This is a genomic window from Prevotella koreensis, from assembly GCF_003977605.1.
GTDB classification, from domain to species: domain Bacteria; phylum Bacteroidota; class Bacteroidia; order Bacteroidales; family Bacteroidaceae; genus Prevotella; species Prevotella koreensis.
The window spans coordinates 2,660,090-2,685,380 of the sequence record NZ_RYYU01000001.1; the positions used below are offsets into that span (position 1 = coordinate 2,660,090).

The following is a 25,291-nucleotide window of genomic DNA, read 5'->3' on the forward strand; positions in this document are numbered from 1 at the left end:
ATTAGATGAGAAACCTGAAGAAGATATACATATTATTATTAGCGGCAGTGAGCATAAATGTGCTTGCATGGAATGTCGCGCCATTGCTTCAGGATGACTTGACGAGAAGATCGACCAACCGTGTACGCGACCCTCGCCCTGATGATAAAAACGATAAAAAAGATAAAAAGGACGACAAGAAAAAAGAAATACAGGAACTTATAATCGACAACGAGGACTCCATCCCTGACTCGTTGTTAAACCCGCGTTGGAGTATTCAGCGCATATCACCTATAACATTCGATGACCTGATTCGTAATCCGGCCGACCTAAAATTGCCGGATAACATGAGGCATAACGTGTTATATAACGATACCCTCAACAGGTATATTATAGGTTCTAAAATAGCAGACACGTATGTCAATGCACCGATAATGATGACTCCGGAGGAGTATTGGAGGTGGAGTGAGAAACAAGAACGTGACAGTTTCTTCCGATTTAAGAATAGCGAAATTCTCCAAAAAGAAGGTAAGGAGAAATTTGATTTCACGGATATGCACTTCGACTTGGGACCGGCAGAAAAAATATTCGGCCCCGGTGGTGTGCGCATAAAGACACAGGGTACGGCAGAACTCAAGTTCGGTGCTACTCTGAAGAACATAGACAATCCTTCGTTGCCGATAAGACACAGAAGGACAACGACAATGGACTTCGACGAGAAGATAAACCTTAACGTGAGCGGAAAGGTGGGAGACAAGGTAAATATGAACCTTAACTATAACACAGATGCTACGTTAGACTTTGATGCGCAGAACATAAAACTGAAGTACGAGGGTAAGGAAGACGAGATAATAAAACTCGTTGAGGCCGGAAATGTATCATTCCCAAGCAATTCTACTTTGGTGAGAGGAGCCTCGTCGTTATTCGGTATACGCACTGATTTGCAATTCGGACGACTGAAACTACAGACTGTGTTGTCACAGAAAAAATCTTCATCGAAGAGTGTGTCGTCAAGAGGCGGAGTACAGTTGACACCGTTCGAGATTGATGCCGCGAACTATGAGGAGAACCGCCACTTCTTCCTTTCGTTTTATTTTCGTGATCGTTATGACGCATCAATGCGCACTTTGCCCAATGTTATGACAGGTGTAACGCTAAACCGAATAGAGATATGGGTTACAAACAAGACCGGAACGACAACGAATACCCGTAACATCATAGCATTGCCACGACTCGGAGAAGGCCCTGGGGGCATGGTACCCTCGAACTCTGCCAACAATCTGTATTCCCAACTTACCACAACTTATGCCTCAGCACGCGACATCGATATGTCATCAAGCGTACTTGACGCAGTATTTACCGGTGGAACAGACTACGAAAAATTACAGAGTGCACGCTTGTTGAGCCCTTCAGAATACAGCGTAAATCAGGCATTGGGATACATATCACTGCGCACGGCACTACAAACCGACCAAGTGCTCGCCGTGGCATACGAATATACATACGGAGGAACAACATATCAAGTGGGAGAGTTTGCAAGTGACATCACAGATGTTTCGCAGGCATTGTTTGTTAAATCGCTGAAGAATACCAGCAATAACCCTAAACAGGAAAACTGGGACTTGATGATGAAGAACGTATATTATCTTGCCACATCAATAGATAAAGATAAGTTCAGACTTGACGTTAAATTCCAAAGTGACACCGCAGGAGTATATCTTTCTTATCTGCCCGAACCACAGGTGAAAGACCAAACGCTGATAAAGATATTGGGAGCCGACCGTCTCGACAATAATATGAAGGCTCATCCCAACGGATATTTCGATTTCGTGGAAGGCTATACGGTGAGCAACGGTCGTGTTTTCCTACCTTCGGCAGAGCCTTTTGGGGATTATTTGTATAAATATCTCACACAGAAAGGTGTCAATGCAGGCGTCGCAAAGAAATATTGCTTTACCGAATTGTACGACTCTACGAAGAATGTTGCAAAACAGATAGCCGAGAAGGATAAGTATATTCTTCAGGGACAATTCCGCGGAACGTTAGCAAACGTAATCTCGCTCGGGGCATATAACGTTCCGCAAGGTTCGGTAGTAGTAACGGCAGGTGGTGTGACGCTGACGGAAGGTTCTGATTATAGCGTGGATTATTCGGCCGGAGAGGTTACGATACTCAACCAAAGTATAATAGACGCGGGAACTGCGGTCAATGTGAGCCTTGAGAGTATGAGCGACTACGCACAGCAACGCAAAACGATGGTCGGTCTGAACTGGCAGTATGACTTCAGTAAGAATTTCCAGTTGAGCGGAACTTTCCAGCATCTTTCAGAACAAGCACTTACCACTAAGGTGGCAATGGGTAGCGAACCTCTTAATAATACACTGTGGGGAGTGAACCTTAATTGGAAGCAAGAGAGCCAATGGCTAACCAATTTGCTTGATAAGATTCCTTTCTTGCACTGCACCCAACCTTCAAACATTTCCTTTACGGGTGAATTTGCACAACTTTTTGCGGGCAAGGCAAGTGGAACACAAGACAACGCGTCCTACCTTGACGACTTCGAGAATACCAAGAACGCCATTGATGTGAGTGCTCCAACGTCTTGGATTATGTCGAGTGTGCCGACAATGTTTAATGAATATAACGACAAGACCACACTTAAGAGCGGCTTCAACCGCGCTCTCTTATCGTGGTATAACATCGACCGCCTTTTCACCAACCGCTCTTCATCACTCACTCCGGGGCATATCAAGAGCGACCTAAATCAACTTTCCAATCATTATGTTCGCGAGGTGTATGTTGATGAGTTGTATCCCAACCGCGACCAAAGCAGTTACAATGGTGCAACTTCGACATTGCCCATTCTGAATCTTGCCTATTACCCATCAGAACGAGGAGCATACAACTTCGACCCGCAACTCAACAGCGACGGAACATTGCCTAATCCGAAACAGCGATGGGGCGGTATGATGCGCAAACTCGATACTAACGATTTCGAGACGGCTAACATAGAATACATAGAATTCTGGATGCTCGACCCATTCATATATACACGTGAGAATGGTACGGCAACCCGACATAGCGGAAGTCTGTTCCTTAACCTCGGCGAGATGAGTGAGGACATTCTCCGCGATGGTAAGAAATTCTATGAGAGCGGTATGCCGGTTGACGGTTCGCAGAGTTTCACCACTACACAATGGGGAAAGATTCCGACGCAATCAACGGTGACATACGCTTTCGCCACCACAAACGGTTCTCGCCGCTTGCAGGATGTAGGATATAACGGACTGACAGATCAGGAGGAAAAACAGTTCACTACATATCAAGATTATCTCAACGCAGTAAGACTGAATGTGACAGGAGCGGCCCTCGACAGTATCATGGCAGACCCGGCCAATGACAACTACCACTACTTCCGTGGGCGTGACTATGACCAGATTGAAGCACCGATACTTAAGCGATATAAGCGCATAAACATGCCACAGGGCAATTCACCGGACGATGATATGCGTACCGAAAATTACGATACATCGTATAAGACTACGCCTGACGTGGAAGACATAAACCAAGACTACACGCTCAATGAGTATGAGAAATATTTCCAGTATCGCGTTGCCATACACCCCGACTCGCTTATTGTGGGCGAGAATTTCATCGTTGACAAACGAGAAACAACACGCACCCTGCGCAATGGCAACCGAGAAACGGTGAACTGGTATCAGTTCCGAATACCTATACGTGAGTTCACAAGTCGTGTCGGAAACATATCAGATTTCTCCTCAATACGCTTCATGCGTATGTTCATGACAGGTTTTGAACGTCCTGTTGTGCTTCGTTTCGGCAGTCTCGACCTTGTGCGCGGCGAGTGGCGTGTCTATCAGCAGCAGTTGGGAGCGAACGGTTCTGGCAGAATGGCGGTCAGTGCTGTCAATATTGAGGAAAACAATGACAAGACTCCTGTCAACTATGTGTTGCCTCCGGGCATACGCAGAGAGCAGGATCCTACACAGCCGCAACTCACCGAGAGCAATGAGCAGGCTCTTGCAATACAGGTGAACAACTTGTCTAACGATGAATCGAAGGCTGTGTATAAGAACACTACGGTGGATTTGCGACAGTATAAGCGGTTGCAGATGTTCGTACATGCAAATGCGTTTGAGAACAACTCCACCGATCTGCACGACAATCAACTGGCTGTGTTCGTGCGTCTCGGAAGCGACTATAAGAGCAATTACTATGAGTATCTGATACCCCTGAAGCTTACTCCGGCAGGGAAGTACGACCGCTATTCGTCAGCCGACTGTCGTGCGGTGTGGCCGGAAGAGAATATGCTTGACATCGATCTCAGCGTATTCACAAACCTGAAAAAAGCCAGAAACATAGCCAAGGCAGGCGGAATGGCATCATACAATCGCGAATATAGCGAGTACGACAGCAAACGACCGAACAACCGTGTAACCATAATGGGTAATCCGACGTTGGGCGAAGTGAAGACAATGATTATCGGAGTGCGCAACCTTGATCGAAACAATAAGTCGGGAGAGGTGTGGATTAACGAGTTGCGAATGTTGGAATACAACAACGAAGGCGGTTGGGCGGCACAGGCTGCGCTGAATGTTCAGTTAAGCGATGTGGGTACGGTGAACGCCACCGGTAAATATATGACCGAAGGATTTGGTGGACTTGAAGAGGGTGTGATGCAGCGTTCGCAGGATAATTACAAGACTTACAGCGTCACGGCGAACATCGAACTGGGTAAGTTCTTCCCCGACAAGGCGAAGGTTTCGGCACCATTATACTACTCTGTGACAAAGGAGGAAACGCGCCCGAAGTATAATCCGCTTGATACCGATATGCGACTCGACGATGCTCTTGAGTCTGCCAAGAATGCACACGAGCGCGACTCGATAGAGAGTATTGCCGTTACGAAGACCACTAACACCAATTTCTCGCTCTCAAATGTCCGTATAGGCATTGCCACAAAGGCTCATCCTATGCCTTACGACCCGGCAAACTTCAGTTTCTCATACAGTCACAGCCATAGTTATACGTCCGGCGAGACAACCATATATGAGAAAGAAGACAAATGGCGAGGCTCTATGAACTATAGTTATACGCCTGTATATAAGTCGTTCGAGCCTTTCAAGAAACTCATAAAGGGAAATAGCAGATGGTTTGACATTCTCAAACGCTTCGGACTGAACTGGTTGCCGCAGAACGTGGCATTCAATACCGAAATCATACGTAACTACTATGAGTTGCAAGAGCGTGACATGGAGAATTTGGGTGGTTCGCAACTGCCGTTGACATTCAGCGAACAGTTCCTTTGGAATCGTGATTTCTCAATACGTTGGGACTTGACGAAGAATCTGCATCTTAATTTCCAAAGTGCAACGCATGCGGAAATTGAGGAACCATACACACCGATAAACAAGGATTTATATCCCGATCAATATGCTGCATGGAAAGATTCCGTGAAGATGTCGCTGCGTAATTTAGGTTCGCCACTCGACTATAATCAGTCGTTCTCGCTGTCTTATCAATTGCCGTTGAATCTCATTCCTATATTCGATTGGGTTAATGCCGATGCTAGTTATAACTCTACTTATAGATGGGTTCGTGGCTCTTCACTTGAGAACGGCACTTCTTTGGGCAATACGATAAGTAATAACCGTAACCTAAGCATCAACGGTTCGTTCAATCTTGAGCGGCTCTACAATCATATTCCGTTCTTGAAGAAGACCAACGAGAGGTTCAATATGTCTTTTAGTTCTTCTTCGAAAAAGAACAAAACGAAAAAAAGAGACAAGGTAGAGGATAAGGAAAATATTAAGGAAAAGGAGGCTCTTCCGAAGAATCAGAGGTCGTATGAACAGGAGATAACGCTCTTGCCCGACACCGTAATAACCGTAGCCCATGGTCGTAAGTCCAAACGTCTCATTGTTTCGGCAAAGACGAAAGAGGGCAAGGCTTTCCCTTTGAAATATAAGTTGGATGGCTTGGATAATATAAAGATAACATCAAAGGTTGATTCGGCTACAACGTTGAAAGTCATAGTGACTGCCAAACCACCGCTTGATGATAAGAACTGGTACAAGACTGCGCAATGTATGGCGAGGGTTCTTATGATGGTACGTTCGCTGAATATCTCTTACCGCAACCAGTATGCCATGTCGCTGCCGGGATTCTTGCCCAATGTGGGTGATATTTTCGGTCAAAGGAGTGGCGATATACTTTCGCCCGGACTTGATTTCGCTTTCGGTCTTACAGGTGACAGTTACCTTGCGAAAGCCGCAGAGAACGGTTGGCTACTGATGAACGACAGCGTGGCGACACCGGCAACGACAAGCAACAACATCGATCTGCAATTACGCATGACACTTGAGCCTGTCAAGAATCTTAAGATAGATCTCAATGCCGCGAGGACAGAGAATCGCGCGAGCAGCATACAATATATGTATGAGGGCAGACCTACAACGCGTAGCGGTACGTTCAGCATGACAACAATATCACTGAACAGTGCATTCGAGGGTATGGGCTCGGCAACCAGCGGTTACCACTCGGCCACATTCGAGCGTTTCTGTCGTTCTCTCGAAGGATTCCGCAATCGTGTCGAGTCTCAATATGAGGGAATGCCATATCCGGCAAACTCTGCTCTTGCAGGCAGGACATACTCCTCACAGGCCGGACTGGGCAGGCTCGGATTATATAGTTCTGATGTAATGATACCGGCATTCCTTGCGGCCTATACCTCCGGCAATGGTTCGGGACTGAGCATTTTCCCGACGTTGGCAAAACTGTTGCCAAACTGGACTGTAAGATATAGCGGTCTGTCGCAGTTGCCTTGGTTCCGCGATGTCTTCAAGAGTGTAAACGTGAACCACTCTTACAAGAGTATCTATTCGGTTGGTTCTTACAGTACATACAGTACTTTCCAAGAACATATCAACGGACTGGGCTTCATAAACGACCCAACAACATCCATGCCGGTGCCATCGTCAATGTATAACATATCTACGGTCAGCATAACTGAAATGTTCAGTCCGTTGCTCGGAGTAGATGTTACATTGCAGAACAACATGACGTGGAAACTGGAGTATCGCAAGTCTCGCAACCTTTCACTTTCCATGACGAGCATACAGTTGAGCGAGGTTTATAGCAATGATTGGGTTTTGGGTATGGGTTACAAGATTGCCGATTTCAAATTCTTTGGCGGTGGTAATCATCGCAGGCTGAAGTCAAGTAAGAAAAACGACGGAAAAGATAGTGAAGAGAACGCATCTGCAAGCCGTAGCAATTCCAAGAACAAGGGTATAAGTCATGACCTCAACCTGCGTCTTGACCTTAGTTATCGCAGTCAGGCGTCAATAGTGCGCGACATTGCATCCATGACAAGTTCTGCTTCGTCAGGTAATACAGCGTTTAAATTGGCTTTCCATGCCGATTACACTCTCTCAAGTCTGCTAACAATGACTTTCTACTATGACTGTCAGACAAATACCCCATTGCTCACTTCGAGCAGTTATCCTACCACTACGCAGGATTTCGGAATGGCTTTGAAGTTCTCGTTGACAAGGTAATGAGAATAATGTAAGAAAGGTAACAAGCCTAAGGGGTATAGAAGTATGTAAGTTTAGACAAAACCATTTGTGATTTTTCATTTAAATTTTTGCAACATGATTTCAAAAACAAGATTACTAACATTATTGTTCTTTGCTCTGTCCTGCATTCCTACTTTTGCGGGTGGGAATCAAGGATTGCGTCCGAAACTCATTGTGGGCATTGTTGTTGACCAGATGCGTTGGGACTATCTCTATCGTTTCCACGATGAATACACAACAAGAGGATTCCGACGAATGCTGTCCGAAGGTTACTCATTTGAGAATTGTCAAATCAACTATATCCCATCAGTTACGGCAATCGGTCACACTTCTCTATATACAGGCTCTGTACCGAGTATTCATGGCATTGCCGGTAACAGATTCTTGATGAACGGCAAATATGTATATTGTGCCGAGGACACAACCGTGATGACCGTTGGTAGCAACTCGGAAGCGGGACTGATGTCGCCACGCAACATGCTTGCGACGACAATAGGAGACGAACTGAAAACAGCAACAAATTGGAAATCGAAAGTGATAGGTGTCTCTTTCAAAGATCGTGCTGCCATATTTCCTGCAGGACATTCGGCAGATGGTGCATATTGGTTCGACAAAAAAAACATGGGTTTCGTTACATCAACCTATTACATGTCGTCGCTTCCGTCGTGGGTTGAAAATTATAATAAGGAGATTGCACGCGATGTGAAAGAACTTAAACCAATTGCTGTTGGCAATAAAAAGTTGACTTCACTCATAGACATCGTGCAATATTCGCCATACGGAAACCTTATAGTGAAAGATATGGCAAAGCGTGCCATCGCCGGAGAGAAACTGGGACAGCGTGGAGAAACCGACATGATATGTGTGAGTTTCTCATGTACCGACCTCGTAGGTCATGTCTTCGGCACGCATGCGGAAATTACACATAATTTATATATAGAACTCGACAAGCAAATTGCCGACCTTTTCGACTATCTTGACAAGACTGTAGGCAAAGGTGAGTATGTCGCTTTCCTTTCTGCCGATCATGGCGCAGCAAACGGAATCTTGCAGAATCAGAAGCATAAAATCCCATCCGATGGCTTTTTCCTTGGCCGTGAGGAGGAAAGTGTGAACAAATTCCTTGCCGAAAAATATGCCGGTCATGAACGTCTCGTAGAACGAATAATGGACTATAAGGTCGTGATTAATCGTAAGGCTGCCGCCGGACTTGATTTCGCTGAGTTGAAAGCGGACATTATGAATTATTTCAAAACACGTCCGTTGGTGATGTATGTTGTTGACCTTGAAGATATATCATCAGCAAGTGTTCCTACATATATACGAGAGAAAATATATAATGGCTATAATAAAGATCGTAGCGGAGACATACAACTGGTGCTCAACCCCGGCGTTTATAGTGTGGGTAAAGAGATAGGGGAAGGTACTACGCATGGCACTTGGTATCCATACGATTGTCATATCCCATTTGTTCTTATGGGTCGTGATGTGCCTCATGGCTCTTGTCCCACTGAGGTTCACATCACTGATATTGCGCCTACAATCTGCAATCTTGTGCATATACAGATGCCGAGCGGTTGCATCGGAACCCCGAGAGCAATGCAATAACTCGCTTACAGACAGAGAATAAACCTGTCATTAACTTTTTTATAGAATCCAAAACAGGCGAAATTGCTCAGCAATTTCGCCTGTTTTGTTCTGCAAATTCGCCCAAATTGATTTGTAAATTCGTCTGTTTTGTGCTGAACATGAATACATATTCCCTCTTTTAACATAAACGAATAAGTTGTTTTTGGGGCTTATATGACAAAAAAAGGTGACTGCAAGTAAAGCGGTCACCTTATTTTATAGAGTGTTGATATTATTCTTGTTTATTGCATGTCATAGACAACCTGCATGATTTTCTTTCCGAGAGCATCGGCCTCTTCCATTGTAGAAGCCTCACTATATACGCGTATTATCGGTTCGGTGTTGCTCTTGCGCAGATGAACCCATGAGTCGGCAAAGTCTATCTTTACTCCGTCAATGTCGTTCACTTGTTCGTTGCTGTAAATCGACTTCACTTTTTCGAGTATCGCGTCAACATCTGTCTGCGGTGTAAGGTCGATGCGGTTCTTTGCTATGAAGTAAGGAGGGAAAGTCTTGCGCAGTTGAGATGCTTTCATTTCCTTGCGCGATAGCGAACTAAGGAATAGTGCTATGCCAACGAGGGCATCGCGACCATAGTGGCTGTCGGGATATATCACACCACCGTTTCCTTCGCCTCCGATTACTGCGCCCACCTCTTTCATTTTCGTTGTCACGTTAACCTCGCCTACGGCTGCTGCATAATATTGTCCGCCGTGTGCCTCGGTTACGTCGCGCAGTGCACGAGTGCTACTTAGGTTGCTCACTGTTGTGGGATTGGTGATGCCCTCTTCCTCCATTCGTGAGAGAAGATAATCGGCCACTGATACCAATGTGTATTCCTCGCCGAACATCTCGCCGTTCTCGCAGATGAATGCAAGGCGGTCAACATCCGGATCGACAACGATGCCAAGGTCATATCGCCCGCTTTTCATTTCGTCCATTATGCCTTGCAGGTTTTTCTCCAAGGGTTCCGGGTTATGGGCAAAGTCTCCGTTGGGCTCGCCATTGATGAGTTTGCATGATACGTTCAGTTGTTCGAGGAGTTTTGGCAGTATCACACCACCAACCGAGTTGATTGTGTCAACGCAGACATTGAAGCGAGAATGTTTTATTGCTTCGCGGTCAACATATTTCAACTGCAGTACTGCGTCGATGTGCTTTTGGTCGAAAGAGTTGTCTTCTATGTATTTGCCCAAATGGTCAACATCAGCATACTCGAAGTTCTCTTCTTCTGCAAGTCGCAGCACTTCGTTGCCCTCCTCTTTGTTAAGAAATTCTCCTTCGTGGTTGAGCAGTTTCAGCGCGTTCCACTGTCGCGGGTTATGGCTTGCCGTTATTATGATTCCTCCGTCAGCCTTCGCCATGCTTACGGCAAGTTCGGTGGTAGGTGTTGTTGCCAGTCCGATGTTTATAACGTCGTAGCCGAATCCCATAAGAGTTCCGCACACCACGTTCTTCACCATGTCGCCCGATATGCGTGCATCACGTCCTACCACTATTCTGCCCGATCCTTGGGGGCGATTTTTTCGTATAAAAGTGGCGTATGCCGTGACAAATTTCACAATGTCGAGCGGATTAAGCGTGTCGCCGGTGTGCCCTCCGATTGTTCCGCGTATGCCGGATATTGATTTTATCAGTGTCATAATATTGTTTTGTTTAATTTCCTCTCTCGTATGTAATGGTGTAGAAACATGGGTACACGCCGGACGAGGCATGACTATGTCCTTGCGAGTGAGGCACGATAAGGTTCACTTTTGCAATCTCCTCCTCATTATTACTCTGCCTTCCTATTTTTATATAAGATAGTGGTGTGAGCCATCCTGAGGGCACAGAGGCACTTCCGTAGGCGTGATACATGAGGCTGTTGTTCATGTCGAAAGAGGCTGTGAAAGTTCCGCTCGTGTTTGTAACAGTCATTTTGTCGGGTATTGACGAGAATTGATGGAACAATCTGTTGTCGAGCATTATTGAGTCGGTGAATATGTTCTTCTCTGTGAAGCGGCAAAGTATTGTTGCTGTCTCACCGTTATTAATCAGTTTTCCGCAACCCTTTCTTTCCACCTGCATATAAACTCCTGACGATTTGAAGAGCACGTACTCGTTCTCTTTTACGTTGGTGGTAAATCCCTGTTGCTCGAAAACATTTTCAGAAATCACCTTTATTTTCTTTTCTTTAATGAACAATTTAATGGCTTTGTTCTCCTTTTCCGTTTTCTCCGCGTATGTCTCAACCTTGTTGCAACTTGCCGTCATCATAAATGCGGCGATTGCCAATAGGGCAAAAAGCGTTTCCTTCATATTTCTTTGTTTTTTGATTTCAATGAATGTCAATGTTCTAAATTAAGTGTTATGTCATGACAATTAATCGTGAACACCCGCTTAATTCGCTGCAAAATTACAAAAATAGTATGAGATACTATAATTTTTTTTGAGACTTTTGATGTGTGTTACATCTATTTAATATTTACCGCACATGAACAAATGAATGGTTAATTGATGTTGAAAACTTGCACAAACGCCCCTTTTTGTGCACACATTAAGGACGATTGTGCATTTTTTAATTACTTTTTCTTTGTTACACGGTAAAAAAAGCGTAACTTTGCAGCCTTGAAATAGAATATCATTATATTATTTATTTATTTTTATGAAATTGAAAATCGTTGTACTTGCTAAGCAAGTTCCCGACACGCGAAATGTCGGCAAGGACGCAATGACTGCCGAAGGCACAGTTAATCGTGCTGCTCTTCCGGCAATCTTCAATCCGGAAGACTTTAATGCTTTGGAGCAGGCGCTCCGTATTAAGGAGCAAAATCCCGGTTCAACGGTAGGAATACTCACAATGGGTCCTCCACGTGCCGGCGAGATAATACGTCAAGGACTTTACCGCGGCGCAGACACAGGGTGGCTGTTGACAGACCGCTTGTTTGCCGGTGCCGACACTTTGGCCACCAGTTATGCTCTTGCCACGGCAATAAAGAAGATTGGTGATGTTGATATAGTGCTTGGCGGTCGTCAGGCTATCGACGGAGATACCGCGCAGGTGGGTCCGCAGGTGGCACAGAAACTCGGCCTAAATCAAGTGACATACGCAGAAGAGATTCTTAAAATAGAAGACGGAAAGGCCACGATACGCCGCTATATAGATGGTGGTGTGGAGACTGTTGAGGCTCCGCTGCCGGTTGTGATTACCGTTAATGGCAGTGCCGCACCATGCCGTCCGGCCAATGCGAAACTGGTGATGAAGTACAAGCGTGCTACCTGTCCGATGGAACGTCCGAGCGAAGGCACGCCATACGACTACCTCTATGACGAGCGTCCTTACCTCACTCTCAACCAATGGAGCGTTGCAGATGTTGATGGTGATGCCGCACAATGTGGTTTGGCAGGTTCGCCGACAAAGGTTAAGACCGTCAAGAACATCGTATTCCAAGCAAAGGAGAGCAAGACTCTCACCGCAAGCGACAGCGATATTGATGGTTTGATAAAAGAATTACTTTCAGAAAAAATCATTGGATAAGTTATGAATAATGTTTTTGTATATATAGAAATTGAGGGCACAAGCGTTGCCGAGGTTTCACAAGAATTGCTTACAAAGGGCCGTAAACTTGCCAATCAACTGAACGTGGAACTCCATGCCATTGTAATTGGTACGGGCATAAAGGATAAGGTGGAGAGCCAGATTCTGCCATACGGTGTTGACAAACTCTTCGTGTTTGACGGTGAAGGACTCTTCCCATACACATCTGCTCCGCATACCGACATCATGGTAAATCTGTTCAAGGAGGAGAAACCACAGATATGTCTCATGGGTGCTACTGTTATCGGTCGTGACCTCGGTCCACGCGTGTCATCTTCGCTCACCAGCGGATTGACTGCCGACTGTACCGAACTTGAGATTGGAGACTTCGAGGACAAGAAAGAGAAGAAAGTTTATGAGAATCTTCTCTATCAGATTCGTCCGGCTTTCGGTGGCAACATCGTTGCTACCATTGTCAATCCGGAGCATCGTCCACAGATGGCCACCGTTCGCAGTGGCGTGATGCAGAAGGCCATATATGATGGCGAGGCAAGAAAAGAAGTGGTTTATCCGGAGGTAAGCAAGTATGTGGATATGGTTGTGGCAGGTGTCGTAAAGGTGCTCGACCGTCATGTCGAGGCTGCCAAGCACAACCTCAAAGGTGCTCCTATCGTTGTTGCCGGTGGTTACGGCATGGGTTCGAAAGAGAATTTCGACTTGCTGTTCGGCTTGGCAAAGGAACTTCATGGCGAGGTTGGTGCCAGCCGTGCCGCTGTTGATGCCGGTTTCTGCGACCACGATCGTCAGATTGGTCAGACCGGTGTTACCGTTCATCCTAAGGTATATATCGCTTGTGGTATCTCCGGACAGATACAGCACATTGCCGGTATGCAGGATTCGGGCATCATCATCTCGGTAAACTCAGACCCAGACGCTCCAATCAATCAGATAGCCGACTATGTTATCGTAGGAACGGTGGAAGAAGTGGTTCCGAAGTTGATTAAATATTACAAGGAAAACAGCAAGTAAGTTGAAAATAGAAAAGAAATAAATTATGGCAAATTATTATAGCGACCATCCTGAATTGGAGTTCCATCTTTCACACCCGCTCATGAAGCGAGTGGTGGAACTCAAGGAGAAAGGATATGCTGATGCAAAGCAGTTCGAAGATGCTCCGGTAAACTATGAGGACGCGATAGAGAACTACAAGCAGATTCTTGACATCACAGGCGACATCGCGGCAAACGTGATAGAGCCTAACAGCGAATCCGTTGATATAGAAGGTCCGCACCTTGAGAACAAACGTATGATATACGCTTCAAAGACTTTCGAGAACCTTGACGTAACACGCAAGGCCGGACTTTGGGGTATATCAATGCCTCGCAAGTATGGCGGTCTGAACCTTCCGAACATCACTTTCTCGATGCTCAGCGAGATTATATCGGCTGCCGATGCCGGTTTCCAGAATATATGGAGTCTGCAGTCGTGCATCGACACTCTCTATGAGTTCGGTTCGGAGGAGCAGCGCGAGAAATACATACCACGCATTTGCGAAGGTGAGACAATGTCGATGGACCTTACCGAACCGGATGCAGGCTCTGACCTGCAGCGTGTTATGCTGAAGGCTACATTTGATGAGGAGAACAACTGCTGGCGACTGAACGGTGTGAAGCGTTTCATCACCAATGGCGACTCTGACATTCACCTTGTTCTTGCACGTTCTGAGGAAAACACTCACGACGGTCGCGGTCTGTCAATGTTCATCTACGACAAGCGCGATGGTGGTGTTGATGTGCGTCATATAGAGCATAAACTCGGTATTCATGGCAGTCCTACATGCGAACTCACATATAAGAATGCTAAGGCAGAACTCTGCGGAAGCACTCGTATGGGACTTATTAAATATGTCATGGCTTTGATGAACGGTGCCCGCTTGGGTATCGCAGCACAGTCGGTCGGTGTGGCACAGGAGGCTTACAACGAGGGATTGGCATACGCAAAGGATCGTGCGCAGTTCGGAGAGAAGATTATAAATTTCCCCGCCGTTTATGATATGCTCAGCCGCATGAAGGCAAAACTCGATGCCGGTCGATCACTGCTCTATCAGACAGCGATGTATGTGGATATATATAAGTGTCTCGAAGATATTCAGCGTGATCGTAAACTTACTCCCGAAGAGCGTGCCGAGATGAAGAAATACACACGCTTGGCAGATGCTTTCACACCGCTGGCAAAGGGAATGAACTCAGAGTATGCCAATCAGAATGCTTACGATGCAATCTCCATACACGGAGGTTCGGGCTTCATCATGGAATACAAGAGCCAACGCCTCTATCGCGATGCTCGTATCTTCTCTATCTATGAAGGAACGACGCAGTTGCAGGTGGTGGCAGCGATCCGCTATATCACCAACGGAACTCTGCTCGGCATAATCAAGGAAATGCTTGCAGACATCGTGACCGATGAGGCTCATGCCGCTCTGAAAACACGCATAGAGACTCTTGTCGGAATCTATGAAGACACTCTCAACCGTGTTAAGGAACTCGGAAGTCAGAACGCACAGGATTTCCTTGCACGTCGTCTCTATGACATGACAGCCGAAATTATAATGTCAATCTTGTTGCTCGACGATGCCACACGTGCTCCCGAACTGTTCGGAAAGTCGGCCAACGTATATGTAAGAATGACGGAAGAGAGTGTTTTCGGCAAGTCGGCATACATCAAGAATTTCAACATTGAAGACCTTGAAAGTTTCAAGGCTTGCGATTGCAACGAATAAGCAATTACTACTATAATATAAAATCCGGGGAATATATTTCTCCGGATTTTTTTATTCCCACTCTAATCGCTCATTTTATTCGGAACATTATTGTATATAACACCGATACATAAACACTTTACGGATAAAATAAAGTGAACTTGAACATGAATAAAACTCGCGCCCCAAATAAACCCCAAATCTGTGCAGGCTCTAATGATCGGTTTGGGTTAAAGAACAATATCAATAAAGGCTATTTAGTTAAAATAGTCATATTTTGAACAGAAAAACAAGGATATATTAGTTTGCTATTCAATTTTTGTCTATCTTTGTGCCATGGCTATGGATTTGGAACATATTGCAAATATCCCGGTAACCACTTCTGCCATATCTTCATTGTTTTCTGAAATGAAGGCAGGAAACCAGAAGGTGCGTAATCTTGAATTAGGTGGTAAGATCATCAGACTCAAGAAGGGGCTATATGTTGTAGATCCATCGGTATCACATGTACCACTATCTTCAGAACTGATTGCAAACCATATTTATGCTCCTTCTTATGTATCAATGTCATCTGCATTGAGATATTACGGCTTAATTCCTGAGACCGTCTATATCACCCAGTCAATGACCATCAAACATTCTCGTAGTTTTGACACTCCGATTGGACGCTTCGATTATACTTTCATGAACCGAGATGCTTTTCATATCGGTGTAACAAGCATCAACAAGAAGAGTTACGCATTCCTTATGGCAACGCCCGAAAAGGCTCTATGCGACTTGATTGCTAACTCCCCACAGGTTAATCTTCGATATGTCAAGGACGTGGAAACATACTTGATAGAAGATATACGAATGGATATTGAGGATATTCTCAATATGGATATTAGTATTTTCGAACGCTATGCCAAGGTGGGCAAAAAGGCAAAGTCTGTTCAAACACTCATTAATTATTTGAAGCGATGAACGAAATATATAGTCAGATGTTGTCAACTTACGAACAGACAACCGAACTTCAAAAGCGAAATGCCATTTTTGAAGTTAATCAGCAGGTGATTCTTGCAGGTCTTTACAATGGCGGTTTTTTTGATGTGGCAGCCTTTTATGGTGGTACATGTCTTCGCATATTTCATGGTCTTCAACGTTTTTCTTATCGCAAGTAAAATATTATCCAAAGTACGACTTTTGCATGACTGATTATTAATTGCTTATCAGGGATACTTTTTGCCATCACTTTGGATAATATTACTACCGTCCTAAGTTTTTTAACCAACTTTTCAGTTCAGAATCAGATTCCCATGAAGGTTTGTTATCTTCCTCTTGTGGAAGGATTGAAGTATATGTTTTCTCCAAAGCTTCCCGCTTTTGTTTGGAGTCTGCACGTGCATATACTTCAGTTGTCTGGATTGACACATGACCTAAAATATCTCTTATATAAACGAGATTCACTCCTGCCTGTAACAGATGCATAGCTTTACTATGGCGAAGACAGTGAGGACTGATTTTTTCAGGGATGAGATTTTCTGAGGCAGTTCTGGCCATCGTTGCATAGTTTTTTAAGATATAGGTTATGCCTGCTCCTGTCAGTTTTCCTCCACGACCATTCTGAAAGAGAGGGCGCTGATTCATTCTCAGTTCAAGCAGATGGTTTTCTTCCATATATTTGCGTAGGATTGATACTTGGGCATCTTGGATGGGCACCAATCTTTTCTTGTTTCCTTTGCCAAAGAGTGTTACATAGTATGGCTTGGACAAACAGACATCAACCGGTCTAAGGTCTATGAGTTCCTGTACTCTGGCTCCGGTTTCATACAGCAGGGAGAGCATGGCGAGGTCTCTACGCCCCCGCATGGTAGTCTGCGGTATATGCGCTAACAATTCTTTGACAGCATCCATCGTCAGATAATTCATGGTACCCTTGATTGCCTTTTTCATCTTGACACCAAGTATTTCCTGCCATTGATATAGGCGCGTGACATCCTCGTACTGCATATATCGGCAAAAAGCATGGATTGCAGCCAGCCTCTGATTCCTGGTCGATACAGAACTGGACTTGTCAGTTTGCAACCAGTCCAAATAGTCAAGGACATTTTCAGTAAAGAATCCCTTCAGAAATTTAGCAAAGTCATTCTTCGTCATATTCTCTTACCATTTTTTCAAGTGAGGGGAATACATAAGATGATATGGCACCGATTTGCAGGTTCAGTTCAGGGAACATCTCAGAGGTTAGACGTATATAGGACTCTGTTCCCAATAAGGTTTTATGCCCCATGAACACGGAAAGGATCGGGAGCAGGCAATACATGTCCTTACCAGACTTTACCTGCTTCATTAGAGAATGGACTGCAAAAGTGTGTCGCAAATCATGAACTCTTGGACCACGGTTTCCTCCAATAAAAGGAATATCACACAATTTGAGTATTTTCCTGAACCACTTGTAAGCAGTACCTTTCAGTACCCTTCCTCCTGTATGTGAAATGAACAATGGTGATTCTTTGTGCCGTATGCTCTTGAGAGGCATTCTGTCTCTGTAGGATATATACTGGTGTAGTACAGCGTCCAAAGAAGGCGTAATGGGAACAATACGTTGCCGTTGGTTTTTTGATTTTCTGATGAGTATCGTACCCTTTTCAAGGTTGACATCCTCAATGTTCAAATTCAGAGCCTCGCCTATCCTGATTCCGGTAGCATATAATACACGGAATAAGGTGGGCATGGAAAACAGACATAAGGTGGGTTGAATGTTATGGAAGCGGAGGCTGTCTGCTGCAATGAAAAAACGTTCTATCTCCTCATGGGTGAAAACCCTTGGGATAAAGGACTTGTCTTTCTGCCTTGGCATGGGAGGAACATAGCAGACAAATCCGCAATGACACATATACCGGGAAAACTGACTTATTATGGACCATTTATCATACAACGTCCTCTCGCTGTCATTCAACCGGCTTTCACGCCATGCCTTCACCAGTTCTTTAGTCAAGACTGGTTCGTGTAGGGGCATGATACGATAAATTTCGTCAAGCTCTTTGAATATGTACTCTATCTTGGATATTGTAAACCCCATCGCTGCTTTCATTTTCACAAAACTTGTAAAATAAGGAGCGAAGATACTCTTGAAGGTATAATTAATCATAGAATGCCCCTCCTTTCTGTAAATAAAAAGCTTCGTCAACTAAAGGGGTATCAAGAACACATTCACGCAAGTTCACAATGTCCACCCGGAGATATTCCATTGTGGTCTGCGTACTCTCGTGCCCTAATATACCTGATATGACAGGTAAGGATGTCCCTTGGCGGAGCATATTGCTGGCAAGTGAATGACGCATGGAGTGAGGCCCGAACCTGCGACTGGATATGTCAATTCCCGAGGACTGCATTATTCTTGTAATCACACCATTCAGACTGATGCGTGTCATCGGACGGTATGGTGCCGATGCCGTTAAGAAGACTTCTTTTAGATGGGATTTCGGACGGGAGTCTCTTGCATAGGTGACCAATGCCTCTCCAATTTCCCTCAGAAGTGGAAGTTCCATTGGGGCTTTAGTTTTGTATTGGTAAAGGGTGATTTTGCCATTGTCCCAATCTATATTGTCCCATGTCAATGAGGCTATGTCTGAGACCCTCAATCCCAGTCGTGAAGCAAGGAGGAAGATTGCGTAATCACGTTTACCGACTGCCGATGACTGTTCTATAGAACCTTCTATTTGCTTGATTTCATCGCAACTGTAAACAGAAGGCAGTTTCTCGTGTTGCGGAAAATTGCTTCTTGTAAGCACATAACTAAGATTTGTTGATGTCATCCCTCTTTCATATAGAAAGGAGCAAAACTGCCGGATGGCATAGAAGTGTTCGCTTTTACATGTCTGCGCATGATCAACAAATTCCACAATGACTTTCTCTGTTATACCACATATGCTATCAATTCCTTTTTGACTGAGACCAGCTATGAAGTAACTCAATAGACGCCTGTGGTTATGGATTGTCGGCTCGCACCGTCGCTGTTCCCGTAAAAAGTCGAGATGTTGGAGAACTGCGTTGCCTATTTCTCCATCAAGAGGAAATTCGTGAAGCTTGACTATTCTTCGGCGAATTATTCCCGTTTGCATAAATTCCGTCAAAAGATGTATGCTCCTGCGATGGGCTCGTTGCGTAGAAGCTGCCAATCCCGGCAAGACATCTGCGAGAAATGACGTTCCAACTTCTGGAGAAAACAGGGTTGTCCCAGTTTTGTGCATGTACGTGACAATACCTTTCTGCCACCTTCGTTGATGCGTTTCAATACATTTCTCATCATAGCCATCCAAACGCATCTGCAAAACGCAATTGGCTATTAGAGAGTTGATTTCTGTACTTTTCATGTTACATTGAGAACACCATTTGAGGTGCACAAGTACAAAGTAACACAAATATTATCTGATAATATTATCAAAAGTGTTATTGATAATCAAATAAATGGAAATATATATCTATTAGCACTTTGGATAATATTTTACTTGTGATAAGAAATTTTATCACAACTTGCGATAATTTTTCTGAGGATATGGATTTTTCGTTACTTGCACCAAATGACAATTTTGATTTCACTAAATATTTCCAACCAATCATTGACGAATTTGCTATTGTAGGTAGAGAAGTTGAAATAAAGAAGAAAGATAAGAAAAGTTTTGCTAAGATGGAGTCTGCTTTCTTAAAAGACAACACTGATGTATATGATATTACCTTCCAGACAGAAAAGTCTGTAAAGATAAAGATAGAAGTTGACACCATGCCGCCGTTGAACTTCAATACCGAACAGAAACTACTTCTGCTTCCGGAGTCGTTTATGGTTCGTTGTTTTACTTTGCCCGACCTGTTTGCAGGAAAAATGCATGCATTGGTATATCGTGCATGGAAAAACAGGTTAAAAGGGCGTGACTGGTACGATTTTGAGTGGTACATACGCCATAACATTCCACTTGATTTTACCCATCTTAATGAACGTATTCTTCAGTTAAATCGAGAACATATCAGCAAGGAATTATTTTTGGATAAACTTAAAAAACGTCTTTCAACAGCCGACATCAATCAAGTGAAAGCAGATGTTCTCCCTTTTGTCCGTAATCCTAAGGAACTTGACATTTGGTCGAACGACTATTTCATTCAGTTGGCAGGTATGATAAAGTTCGAATAATGGGTACTGTCCTAAAAAGTGTGTAAGCCCCTTTTTTTTTATTATCTTTGTATTTGCAATAATAATAAAGAAAAAATGGAACTTACACATTTGCAAATTTCGGAAATTATTTCGTATTACACAAGCACCTACGAGGGTTTTGTTCCCCTTCAGTCATTAATTGAGACCTCTGCAAAACCTTTCACTCACTAACCTTTCATCTCTATAACTTTAAATGAGTGAATATTTATAAACAACGTATGTTTTTATGAGGCAACTTTAGTGTAAACACACTCTTTTATGGGTGTGTTTCCTCTTATTTGATACAATTGCACACAATAATCCCCGGTGTCCTGTATAAATTGTAGGCAATTGACTCCATTATATGCTGTGCATGTGTTTTTGAGAGTCCGACATACCTTGCTATTCCTGCACCAAACCATCTGTGCATAGAACCAAAAGTACGCTCTACTTTGTATCGTATCTTACTTATAGCGATATTGACCCTCTTCTGTCTTTCGGTAATCTCATGTCCTCTTGTTCCCTTATGCATGATGCGGCTTTTGAGTCCCATACGTTTGAGGGTTTCCTTATTCTCAGCAGAGTCGTATCCTTTATCCGCATAGACAAGTGCCTTTCGTGGTAGTTTGGCTTTCTTCAAAGGAGTTTCCAAGTGTTTAATATCACTTTCATTGGCTTCTGTTGTTTCTTCGGCAAGTACCATCCCTTTTTCATCCGTTACCGTGTGACGCTTGTAACCGAAATGGAGTTTTCCCATCTTCTTTATCCAACGGGCTTCCGCATCCACATTAGGCTTGATGACTTCTTTGACCATTGCTTTTTCCGAAGCCTCCGTGTTATCATCATCTTTTCTATCCTCAACGACCTCATAACTCTTACATCCGCGGGGACGACGGGGGGTGTTCGTAATGCTTGCATCAACAATTGCGCCATGCTTGACAATGACACCTTTAACTTCCAATTGCCTGTTAAACTCGTCAAGGAGCGTGTCATATAAATCCGCCTCAACCAAGACATTACGAAAACGACAAACGGTAGTACTGTCAGGAACAGTATCTTCCATGCCAAGACCTGCAAAACGGCTAAAGGAAAGCCGGTCGTTAACCTGATCTTCAACCTCTCCGTCACTCAGACCGTACCACGTGCGAAGCAATTCAATCTTGAATAAAACAAGACTGTCATAGCCGGGACGACCGGTAGAATTATAGCCTTTGGTGTAAGCTGCTTCGATTATAGCATGAATAGGTGCCCAATCAATAACTGTATTTATTTGGGAAAAGAATGTCTGCTTAACCTTTATTTAGCCAAGAAACATATCAGCAAAACTTGGAGAGGATATCTTTTGTTTCATGCCATAAAGGTACAAAAAATATTTGATATGGGCAAATTAAAAGAAGAGTTTTGCAGAGGTCTCTAATTATGAATTCTCTGATGCTTCATGAGCGTGAGTTGTTCATGGGTGAGCATTCAAGTGAGCAATGCAACGGCTTCCGTCCCCGTCGTTGGCACAGCCATGGTTTTGAGTTCTCCCTACGCATTTCACGCAGACGAAGCGGCAGTTTCTATCCCGTCCTTCTTGGTCTGATACGCAGTGAAGACGAGGAGCGTGCCAAACTTCTTTGACCTTTTATATACCAAAGGCCTGACGACGGAGCAGATAGGTGAGATATCAGAGACAGTCTATGGCCGCTCTTACAGCAAACAGCAAGTGTCACATCTTGCACAAAGTTGTCGTGAAGACGTGGAAAGTTGGCTTTGCAGAGAACTCTCATCACACTATCTTGTGGTTTATATCGATGCCACTTTCATTCCCACACGCAGGGACAGGGAGGTGTCCGGAGAGGCTTATTACACTTTGCTTGGCGTTGCTCAGGACGGAAGTCGTGAGGTTCTTGGCGTAGTAAATCACCCTACGGAGGGAGCCTTGTGCCGGAAGGAGGAACTCGAGGCATTGAAGGAGCGTGGCGTAAAAGAGATAGACCTCATTGTATCCGATGCACTGCAGGGAATAGAGAATGCCGTATGCGCGGCCTTTCCGTCAGCTTCGCACCGGTTCTGCGTGGCGCATTTGAAGAGGCAGGTTATAAACAATGTGTCCCACAAGGACAAGGCGGTCGTTGCAAAGGAACTATCGGAAGTCTTCCCCATGGAAGAAAAAACGGCAAGTTCCTTGTGGGGTTATGAACAATTCATTAACTTTGTGGCGAAATGGGAAAAGAAGTATCCGGCACTGAAAAAATATAGGCAGCAAAGGAACATTGCATACTTCACATATATGGATTTCCCGACACAGGTTCAGAGGCTTATATATACCACTAATTGGATAGAACGGTTGAACAGAAAATACAAGAGAACCATGAAAATGAGGAATGCAATGCCCTCGTCACAGACTGTGATTTTCCTATTGGGAGCTGTCGCAATGGAGGAAACAGACACGACATATAAAAGAAAGATATATCAATTTCAACACAGGGAAAAAGGAATGATTAACAAAATTACAGAGAAAGGAGAAAAGAGTGGCTTACACACTTTTTTAGGACAGTACCGTGCAAAGTTAGTGCAAGGCGTTTGAAAAACAAAGAAATTTAGTTTTTTTGTGTTTCGTATGCCGACGGTGTCCCGTTGTTCTGCCACGGTATATCCTGCAGTGCTGCAAAACCACCTGTATTGCAGACTAAAACAGGCGGTTTCCTCTTTCAAATTTGGCGGTATTGCCTTCCTTTCTGTCTTCCCGCGGAATGCGAATGGAATGTTTGGTGTAACGCTGTGCAAGTTGCTTAATGGCATCCATCAGTGTCGGTAAGGTGCTTCGTGGTTGTCTAGTGTGTGCAGTGGAATCCCTGATACTTCTTGGTATGCCCGGCATTAGCGTTGCCTAACGGGAAGCCGGACAAGCCCTAATGTTAGGTCTTACACAGCCCAAGGTAAGGACAAAGAATTCCTAAGGGAAGGACTGTCATTTATCGCAGCGCGGATTTTCCTTGCAGATTCTTTGGTATATAGACGGTGTCATTCCCTTTACGTTTTTAAATGCCCTGATAAAACTTGCTGCATTACGATAGCCGACATTCTCATATATCGTTCTTATTGTGAAATGTCCATATTTATTATCAGACAACATCTTGCATGCCTCTTTTACCCTATACTCATTTAGAACATTCTTGAAACTTTTCCCGAATTTCTCATTTATGACAACTGAAACATATTTCACATTTGAGTTCGTGACCTCCGCTAATTTGTTGATGTTAAAATCAGTATCTGATATCATGGACAAATCGCTAAGCACATTCTTTATATTATGATATAACTCGTCTTTTTTATCAATCGGTATAACATAATGTGCAACATGTTGTGATTGGGTATTCTCAATAGAAAGAGTCTTTCTGTTCTCTTTTTCCTGTTTTATTATTTCTTTGTCTGTGTTGACGACAATGATTTGAACCTTTCTCAAGGCCCTGTTTTTGCTGAATATGATCAGCACAAGCAATATGAGGATGGCAGCTATGGTTGCTATGGCAATAATGGCAATTGTCAGTTTGCTGATTCTTTGTTTGTGAATCGTTGCCTCATACTGGTACAAGTCGTTTTGCAAAGAAAAGAATTTAGGCATATTATATACCTTGTTGTTCATACTGTAGTGCTTTTCAAGATATTCGTATGCTTTTTCTTTGTCGTGCAATCCGACATAGGCATCAGCAAGCATAATGTAGGAATTCAACATCAGTTCTTTGTTGCCAAGCCTTGTCGCCTCTTTTAGGCAACTGTCGCCTATTTCCGCAGCTTCTCTATATTTGTGCTGCAAAATCATGAGGTTTCCGATTTCGCTGTTCTGGAACAGCACGTAAATGTCACACATATTATTCCTCATCGCATAAGCAAGAGCCTTTTTATGTGCTTTTACTGCTTCGGCATAGTTTCCGACGCATCTCAGAATGCGTGCATACTCATATATGCAAAAATATTCATATTTGAGTTTGCCTTTTTCCATTCGTAGGTTTATGAGCTTGTCATAATATATCCTTGCTTTTACAGAGTCTTTGATATTGCAATAGTATGTGACAAAATTCGACAAGAATGCCGATTCTTCAATGACGGCATTCTGTTTAACGGACAATTCATAGCCTATTTTGTTATATTGCAAACATCCGTCAACATTTCCGAAACTATTATATAGAATGCTTATGTATCCCGCACATCTCATGGCAAGATAGTCGTTTCCCTCGTTCTTTGCAGCTATAAATCCTTTTATATAATATTGCAAAGCCAATAGAGAGTTGTCTGCCTTGTTGCAACTGTCTGCAATGGCAGTGAATTTCTCAGATTCATTCTTATGCGGCACGCATGATAAACCGGATGAAACAATGACAAATGCGAGAAGTATATAGCAGTATCTCCTTAAAATCATAATGCAAGTGCTTTTTGCGTACAAAAATAATATTATTAGTTTAATTACACTAATATTCTTTCAATAAGATATAGTTTTCGTTTTTATTTCATGAAATAATAAATATAATATCCTTGTATCGTTGCCAAATCAAAACTTTTTGTGTAACTTTGGATAGGAAAGCGACAACCCTTTATACAAGAGTGTTCCATGCGATTGGTTGATTTTCGGGTAACGATTTGGCAACCGTTCCTTT

At 43.8% G+C, this 25,291-nt stretch carries 14 protein-coding genes and 4 pseudogenes; 10 read left to right on the forward strand and 8 right to left on the reverse strand.

The features are described from left to right. Window positions 1-5 precede the first annotated feature (5 nt). Both sov and EHV08_RS11260 read left to right on the forward strand, forming a co-directional pair. Complete coding sequence (gene sov / locus EHV08_RS11255; protein WP_126679356.1) at window positions 6-7,559, forward strand: T9SS outer membrane translocon Sov/SprA; 7,554 nt, start codon at window positions 6-8, stop codon at window positions 7,557-7,559. A 96-nt stretch (window positions 7,560-7,655) separates the two neighbouring features. After that, the gene (locus tag EHV08_RS11260; protein WP_126679357.1) at window positions 7,656-9,188 is read left to right on the forward strand and encodes an alkaline phosphatase family protein; all 1,533 of its coding nucleotides are present in this window, start codon (window positions 7,656-7,658) and stop codon (window positions 9,186-9,188) included. Window positions 9,189-9,451: 263 nt separating this feature from the next. Here the strand turns inward: EHV08_RS11260 and glmM are convergent, their stop codons facing one another. Beyond that, window positions 9,452-10,852: a phosphoglucosamine mutase gene (gene glmM, locus EHV08_RS11265; protein WP_126679358.1), complete on the reverse strand. Its 1,401-nt coding sequence runs from the start codon at window positions 10,850-10,852 to the stop codon at window positions 9,452-9,454. A gap of 13 nt (window positions 10,853-10,865) precedes the next feature. After that, window positions 10,866-11,507 (reverse strand): DUF4827 domain-containing protein, encoded by a 642-nt coding sequence (locus EHV08_RS11270; RefSeq protein WP_126679359.1) that lies wholly within the window; start codon window positions 11,505-11,507, stop codon window positions 10,866-10,868. A gap of 346 nt (window positions 11,508-11,853) precedes the next feature. On the opposite strand from EHV08_RS11270, the gene EHV08_RS11275 reads away from it, so the two are divergent. The 5 genes and pseudogenes from EHV08_RS11275 to EHV08_RS11295 form a co-directional block, all read left to right on the forward strand. Beyond that, window positions 11,854-12,726, forward strand: a complete 873-nt coding sequence (locus EHV08_RS11275) for an electron transfer flavoprotein subunit beta/FixA family protein (RefSeq protein WP_126679360.1) — start codon at window positions 11,854-11,856, stop codon at window positions 12,724-12,726. Between the two features lie 3 nt (window positions 12,727-12,729). Then, window positions 12,730-13,755, forward strand: coding sequence for an electron transfer flavoprotein subunit alpha/FixB family protein (locus EHV08_RS11280; protein WP_126679361.1), 1,026 nt, complete (start codon window positions 12,730-12,732; stop codon window positions 13,753-13,755). 25 nt (window positions 13,756-13,780) lie between these two features. After that, window positions 13,781-15,505 carry an acyl-CoA dehydrogenase family protein gene (locus EHV08_RS11285; protein WP_126679362.1) on the forward strand — a complete coding sequence of 575 codons (1,725 nt, stop codon included), beginning with the start codon at window positions 13,781-13,783 and terminating at the stop codon, window positions 15,503-15,505. 315 nt (window positions 15,506-15,820) lie between these two features. Further along, window positions 15,821-16,447 (forward strand): type IV toxin-antitoxin system AbiEi family antitoxin domain-containing protein, encoded by a 627-nt coding sequence (locus tag EHV08_RS11290; RefSeq protein ID WP_126679363.1) that lies wholly within the window; start codon window positions 15,821-15,823, stop codon window positions 16,445-16,447. Beyond that, window positions 16,444-16,632 (forward strand): annotated as a pseudogene (locus tag EHV08_RS11295) (nucleotidyl transferase AbiEii/AbiGii toxin family protein); the annotation flags it as partial. The gene EHV08_RS11290 and the pseudogene EHV08_RS11295, both read left to right, overlap by 4 nt. A gap of 97 nt (window positions 16,633-16,729) precedes the next feature. Here the strand turns inward: EHV08_RS11295 and EHV08_RS11300 are convergent. The 4 genes from EHV08_RS11300 to EHV08_RS11755 form a co-directional block, all read right to left on the reverse strand. After that, window positions 16,730-17,620, reverse strand: a complete 891-nt coding sequence (locus EHV08_RS11300; protein ID WP_126679364.1) for a tyrosine-type recombinase/integrase — start codon at window positions 17,618-17,620, stop codon at window positions 16,730-16,732. Next, window positions 17,607-18,614 carry a tyrosine-type recombinase/integrase gene (locus EHV08_RS11305; RefSeq protein WP_004343771.1) on the reverse strand — a complete coding sequence of 336 codons (1,008 nt, stop codon included), beginning with the start codon at window positions 18,612-18,614 and terminating at the stop codon, window positions 17,607-17,609. Before EHV08_RS11305 ends, EHV08_RS11300 begins: the two co-directional genes overlap by 14 nt. Then, a complete protein-coding gene (locus EHV08_RS11750) occupies window positions 18,607-19,281 on the reverse strand; it encodes a site-specific integrase (protein WP_238988038.1) in 675 nt (224 codons plus the stop codon). The genes EHV08_RS11305 and EHV08_RS11750 overlap by 8 nt, the downstream gene beginning before the upstream one ends. Window positions 19,282-19,595: 314 nt before the next feature. After that, a complete protein-coding gene (locus tag EHV08_RS11755) occupies window positions 19,596-19,775 on the reverse strand; it encodes a hypothetical protein (protein WP_238988037.1) in 180 nt (59 codons plus the stop codon). Between the two features lie 234 nt (window positions 19,776-20,009). On the opposite strand from EHV08_RS11755, the pseudogene EHV08_RS11315 reads away from it, so the two are divergent. Then, window positions 20,010-20,651 (forward strand): annotated as a pseudogene (locus tag EHV08_RS11315) (nucleotidyl transferase AbiEii/AbiGii toxin family protein); the annotation flags it as partial. 75 nt (window positions 20,652-20,726) lie between these two features. After that, window positions 20,727-20,822, forward strand: a pseudogene (locus EHV08_RS11960) (transposase); the annotation flags it as partial. A 124-nt stretch (window positions 20,823-20,946) separates the two neighbouring features. Here the strand turns inward: EHV08_RS11960 and EHV08_RS11325 are convergent. Beyond that, window positions 20,947-21,951 (reverse strand): IS5 family transposase, encoded by a 1,005-nt coding sequence (locus EHV08_RS11325; RefSeq protein ID WP_238988096.1) that lies wholly within the window; start codon window positions 21,949-21,951, stop codon window positions 20,947-20,949. A 98-nt stretch (window positions 21,952-22,049) separates the two neighbouring features. Between EHV08_RS11325 and EHV08_RS11330 the strand changes: the two are divergent. Then, window positions 22,050-23,223, forward strand: a pseudogene (locus tag EHV08_RS11330) (IS256 family transposase); the annotation flags it as partial. 384 nt (window positions 23,224-23,607) lie between these two features. On the opposite strand, the gene EHV08_RS11335 reads toward EHV08_RS11330, so the two are convergent. After that, on the reverse strand, window positions 23,608-25,056 hold the full coding sequence (locus EHV08_RS11335) for an AraC family transcriptional regulator (RefSeq protein WP_126679366.1): 1,449 nt from the start codon (window positions 25,054-25,056) through the stop codon (window positions 23,608-23,610). Window positions 25,057-25,291 lie beyond the last annotated feature (235 nt).

Bases quoted from the DNA above. Each gene is read 5' to 3' on its own strand.
- EHV08_RS11275 (WP_126679360.1), top strand. From the start codon at position 11,854: ATGAAATTGAAAATCGTTGTACTTGCTAAGCAAGTTCCCGACACGCGA.
- EHV08_RS11280 (WP_126679361.1), top strand. From the start codon at position 12,730: ATGAATAATGTTTTTGTATATATAGAAATTGAGGGCACAAGCGTTGCC.
- EHV08_RS11285 (WP_126679362.1), top strand. From the start codon at position 13,781: ATGGCAAATTATTATAGCGACCATCCTGAATTGGAGTTCCATCTTTCA.
- EHV08_RS11290 (WP_126679363.1), top strand. From the start codon at position 15,821: ATGGCTATGGATTTGGAACATATTGCAAATATCCCGGTAACCACTTCT.
- EHV08_RS11755 (WP_238988037.1), bottom strand. From the start codon at position 19,775: ATGATGAGAAATGTATTGAAACGCATCAACGAAGGTGGCAGAAAGGTA.
- EHV08_RS11300 (WP_126679364.1), bottom strand. From the start codon at position 17,620: ATGACGAAGAATGACTTTGCTAAATTTCTGAAGGGATTCTTTACTGAA.
- sov (WP_126679356.1), top strand. From the start codon at position 6: ATGAGAAACCTGAAGAAGATATACATATTATTATTAGCGGCAGTGAGC.
- EHV08_RS11260 (WP_126679357.1), top strand. From the start codon at position 7,656: ATGATTTCAAAAACAAGATTACTAACATTATTGTTCTTTGCTCTGTCC.
- EHV08_RS11270 (WP_126679359.1), bottom strand. From the start codon at position 11,507: ATGAAGGAAACGCTTTTTGCCCTATTGGCAATCGCCGCATTTATGATG.
- EHV08_RS11305 (WP_004343771.1), bottom strand. From the start codon at position 18,614: ATGATTAATTATACCTTCAAGAGTATCTTCGCTCCTTATTTTACAAGT.
- glmM (WP_126679358.1), bottom strand. From the start codon at position 10,852: ATGACACTGATAAAATCAATATCCGGCATACGCGGAACAATCGGAGGG.
- EHV08_RS11750 (WP_238988038.1), bottom strand. From the start codon at position 19,281: ATGACATCAACAAATCTTAGTTATGTGCTTACAAGAAGCAATTTTCCG.
- EHV08_RS11335 (WP_126679366.1), bottom strand. From the start codon at position 25,056: ATGATTTTAAGGAGATACTGCTATATACTTCTCGCATTTGTCATTGTT.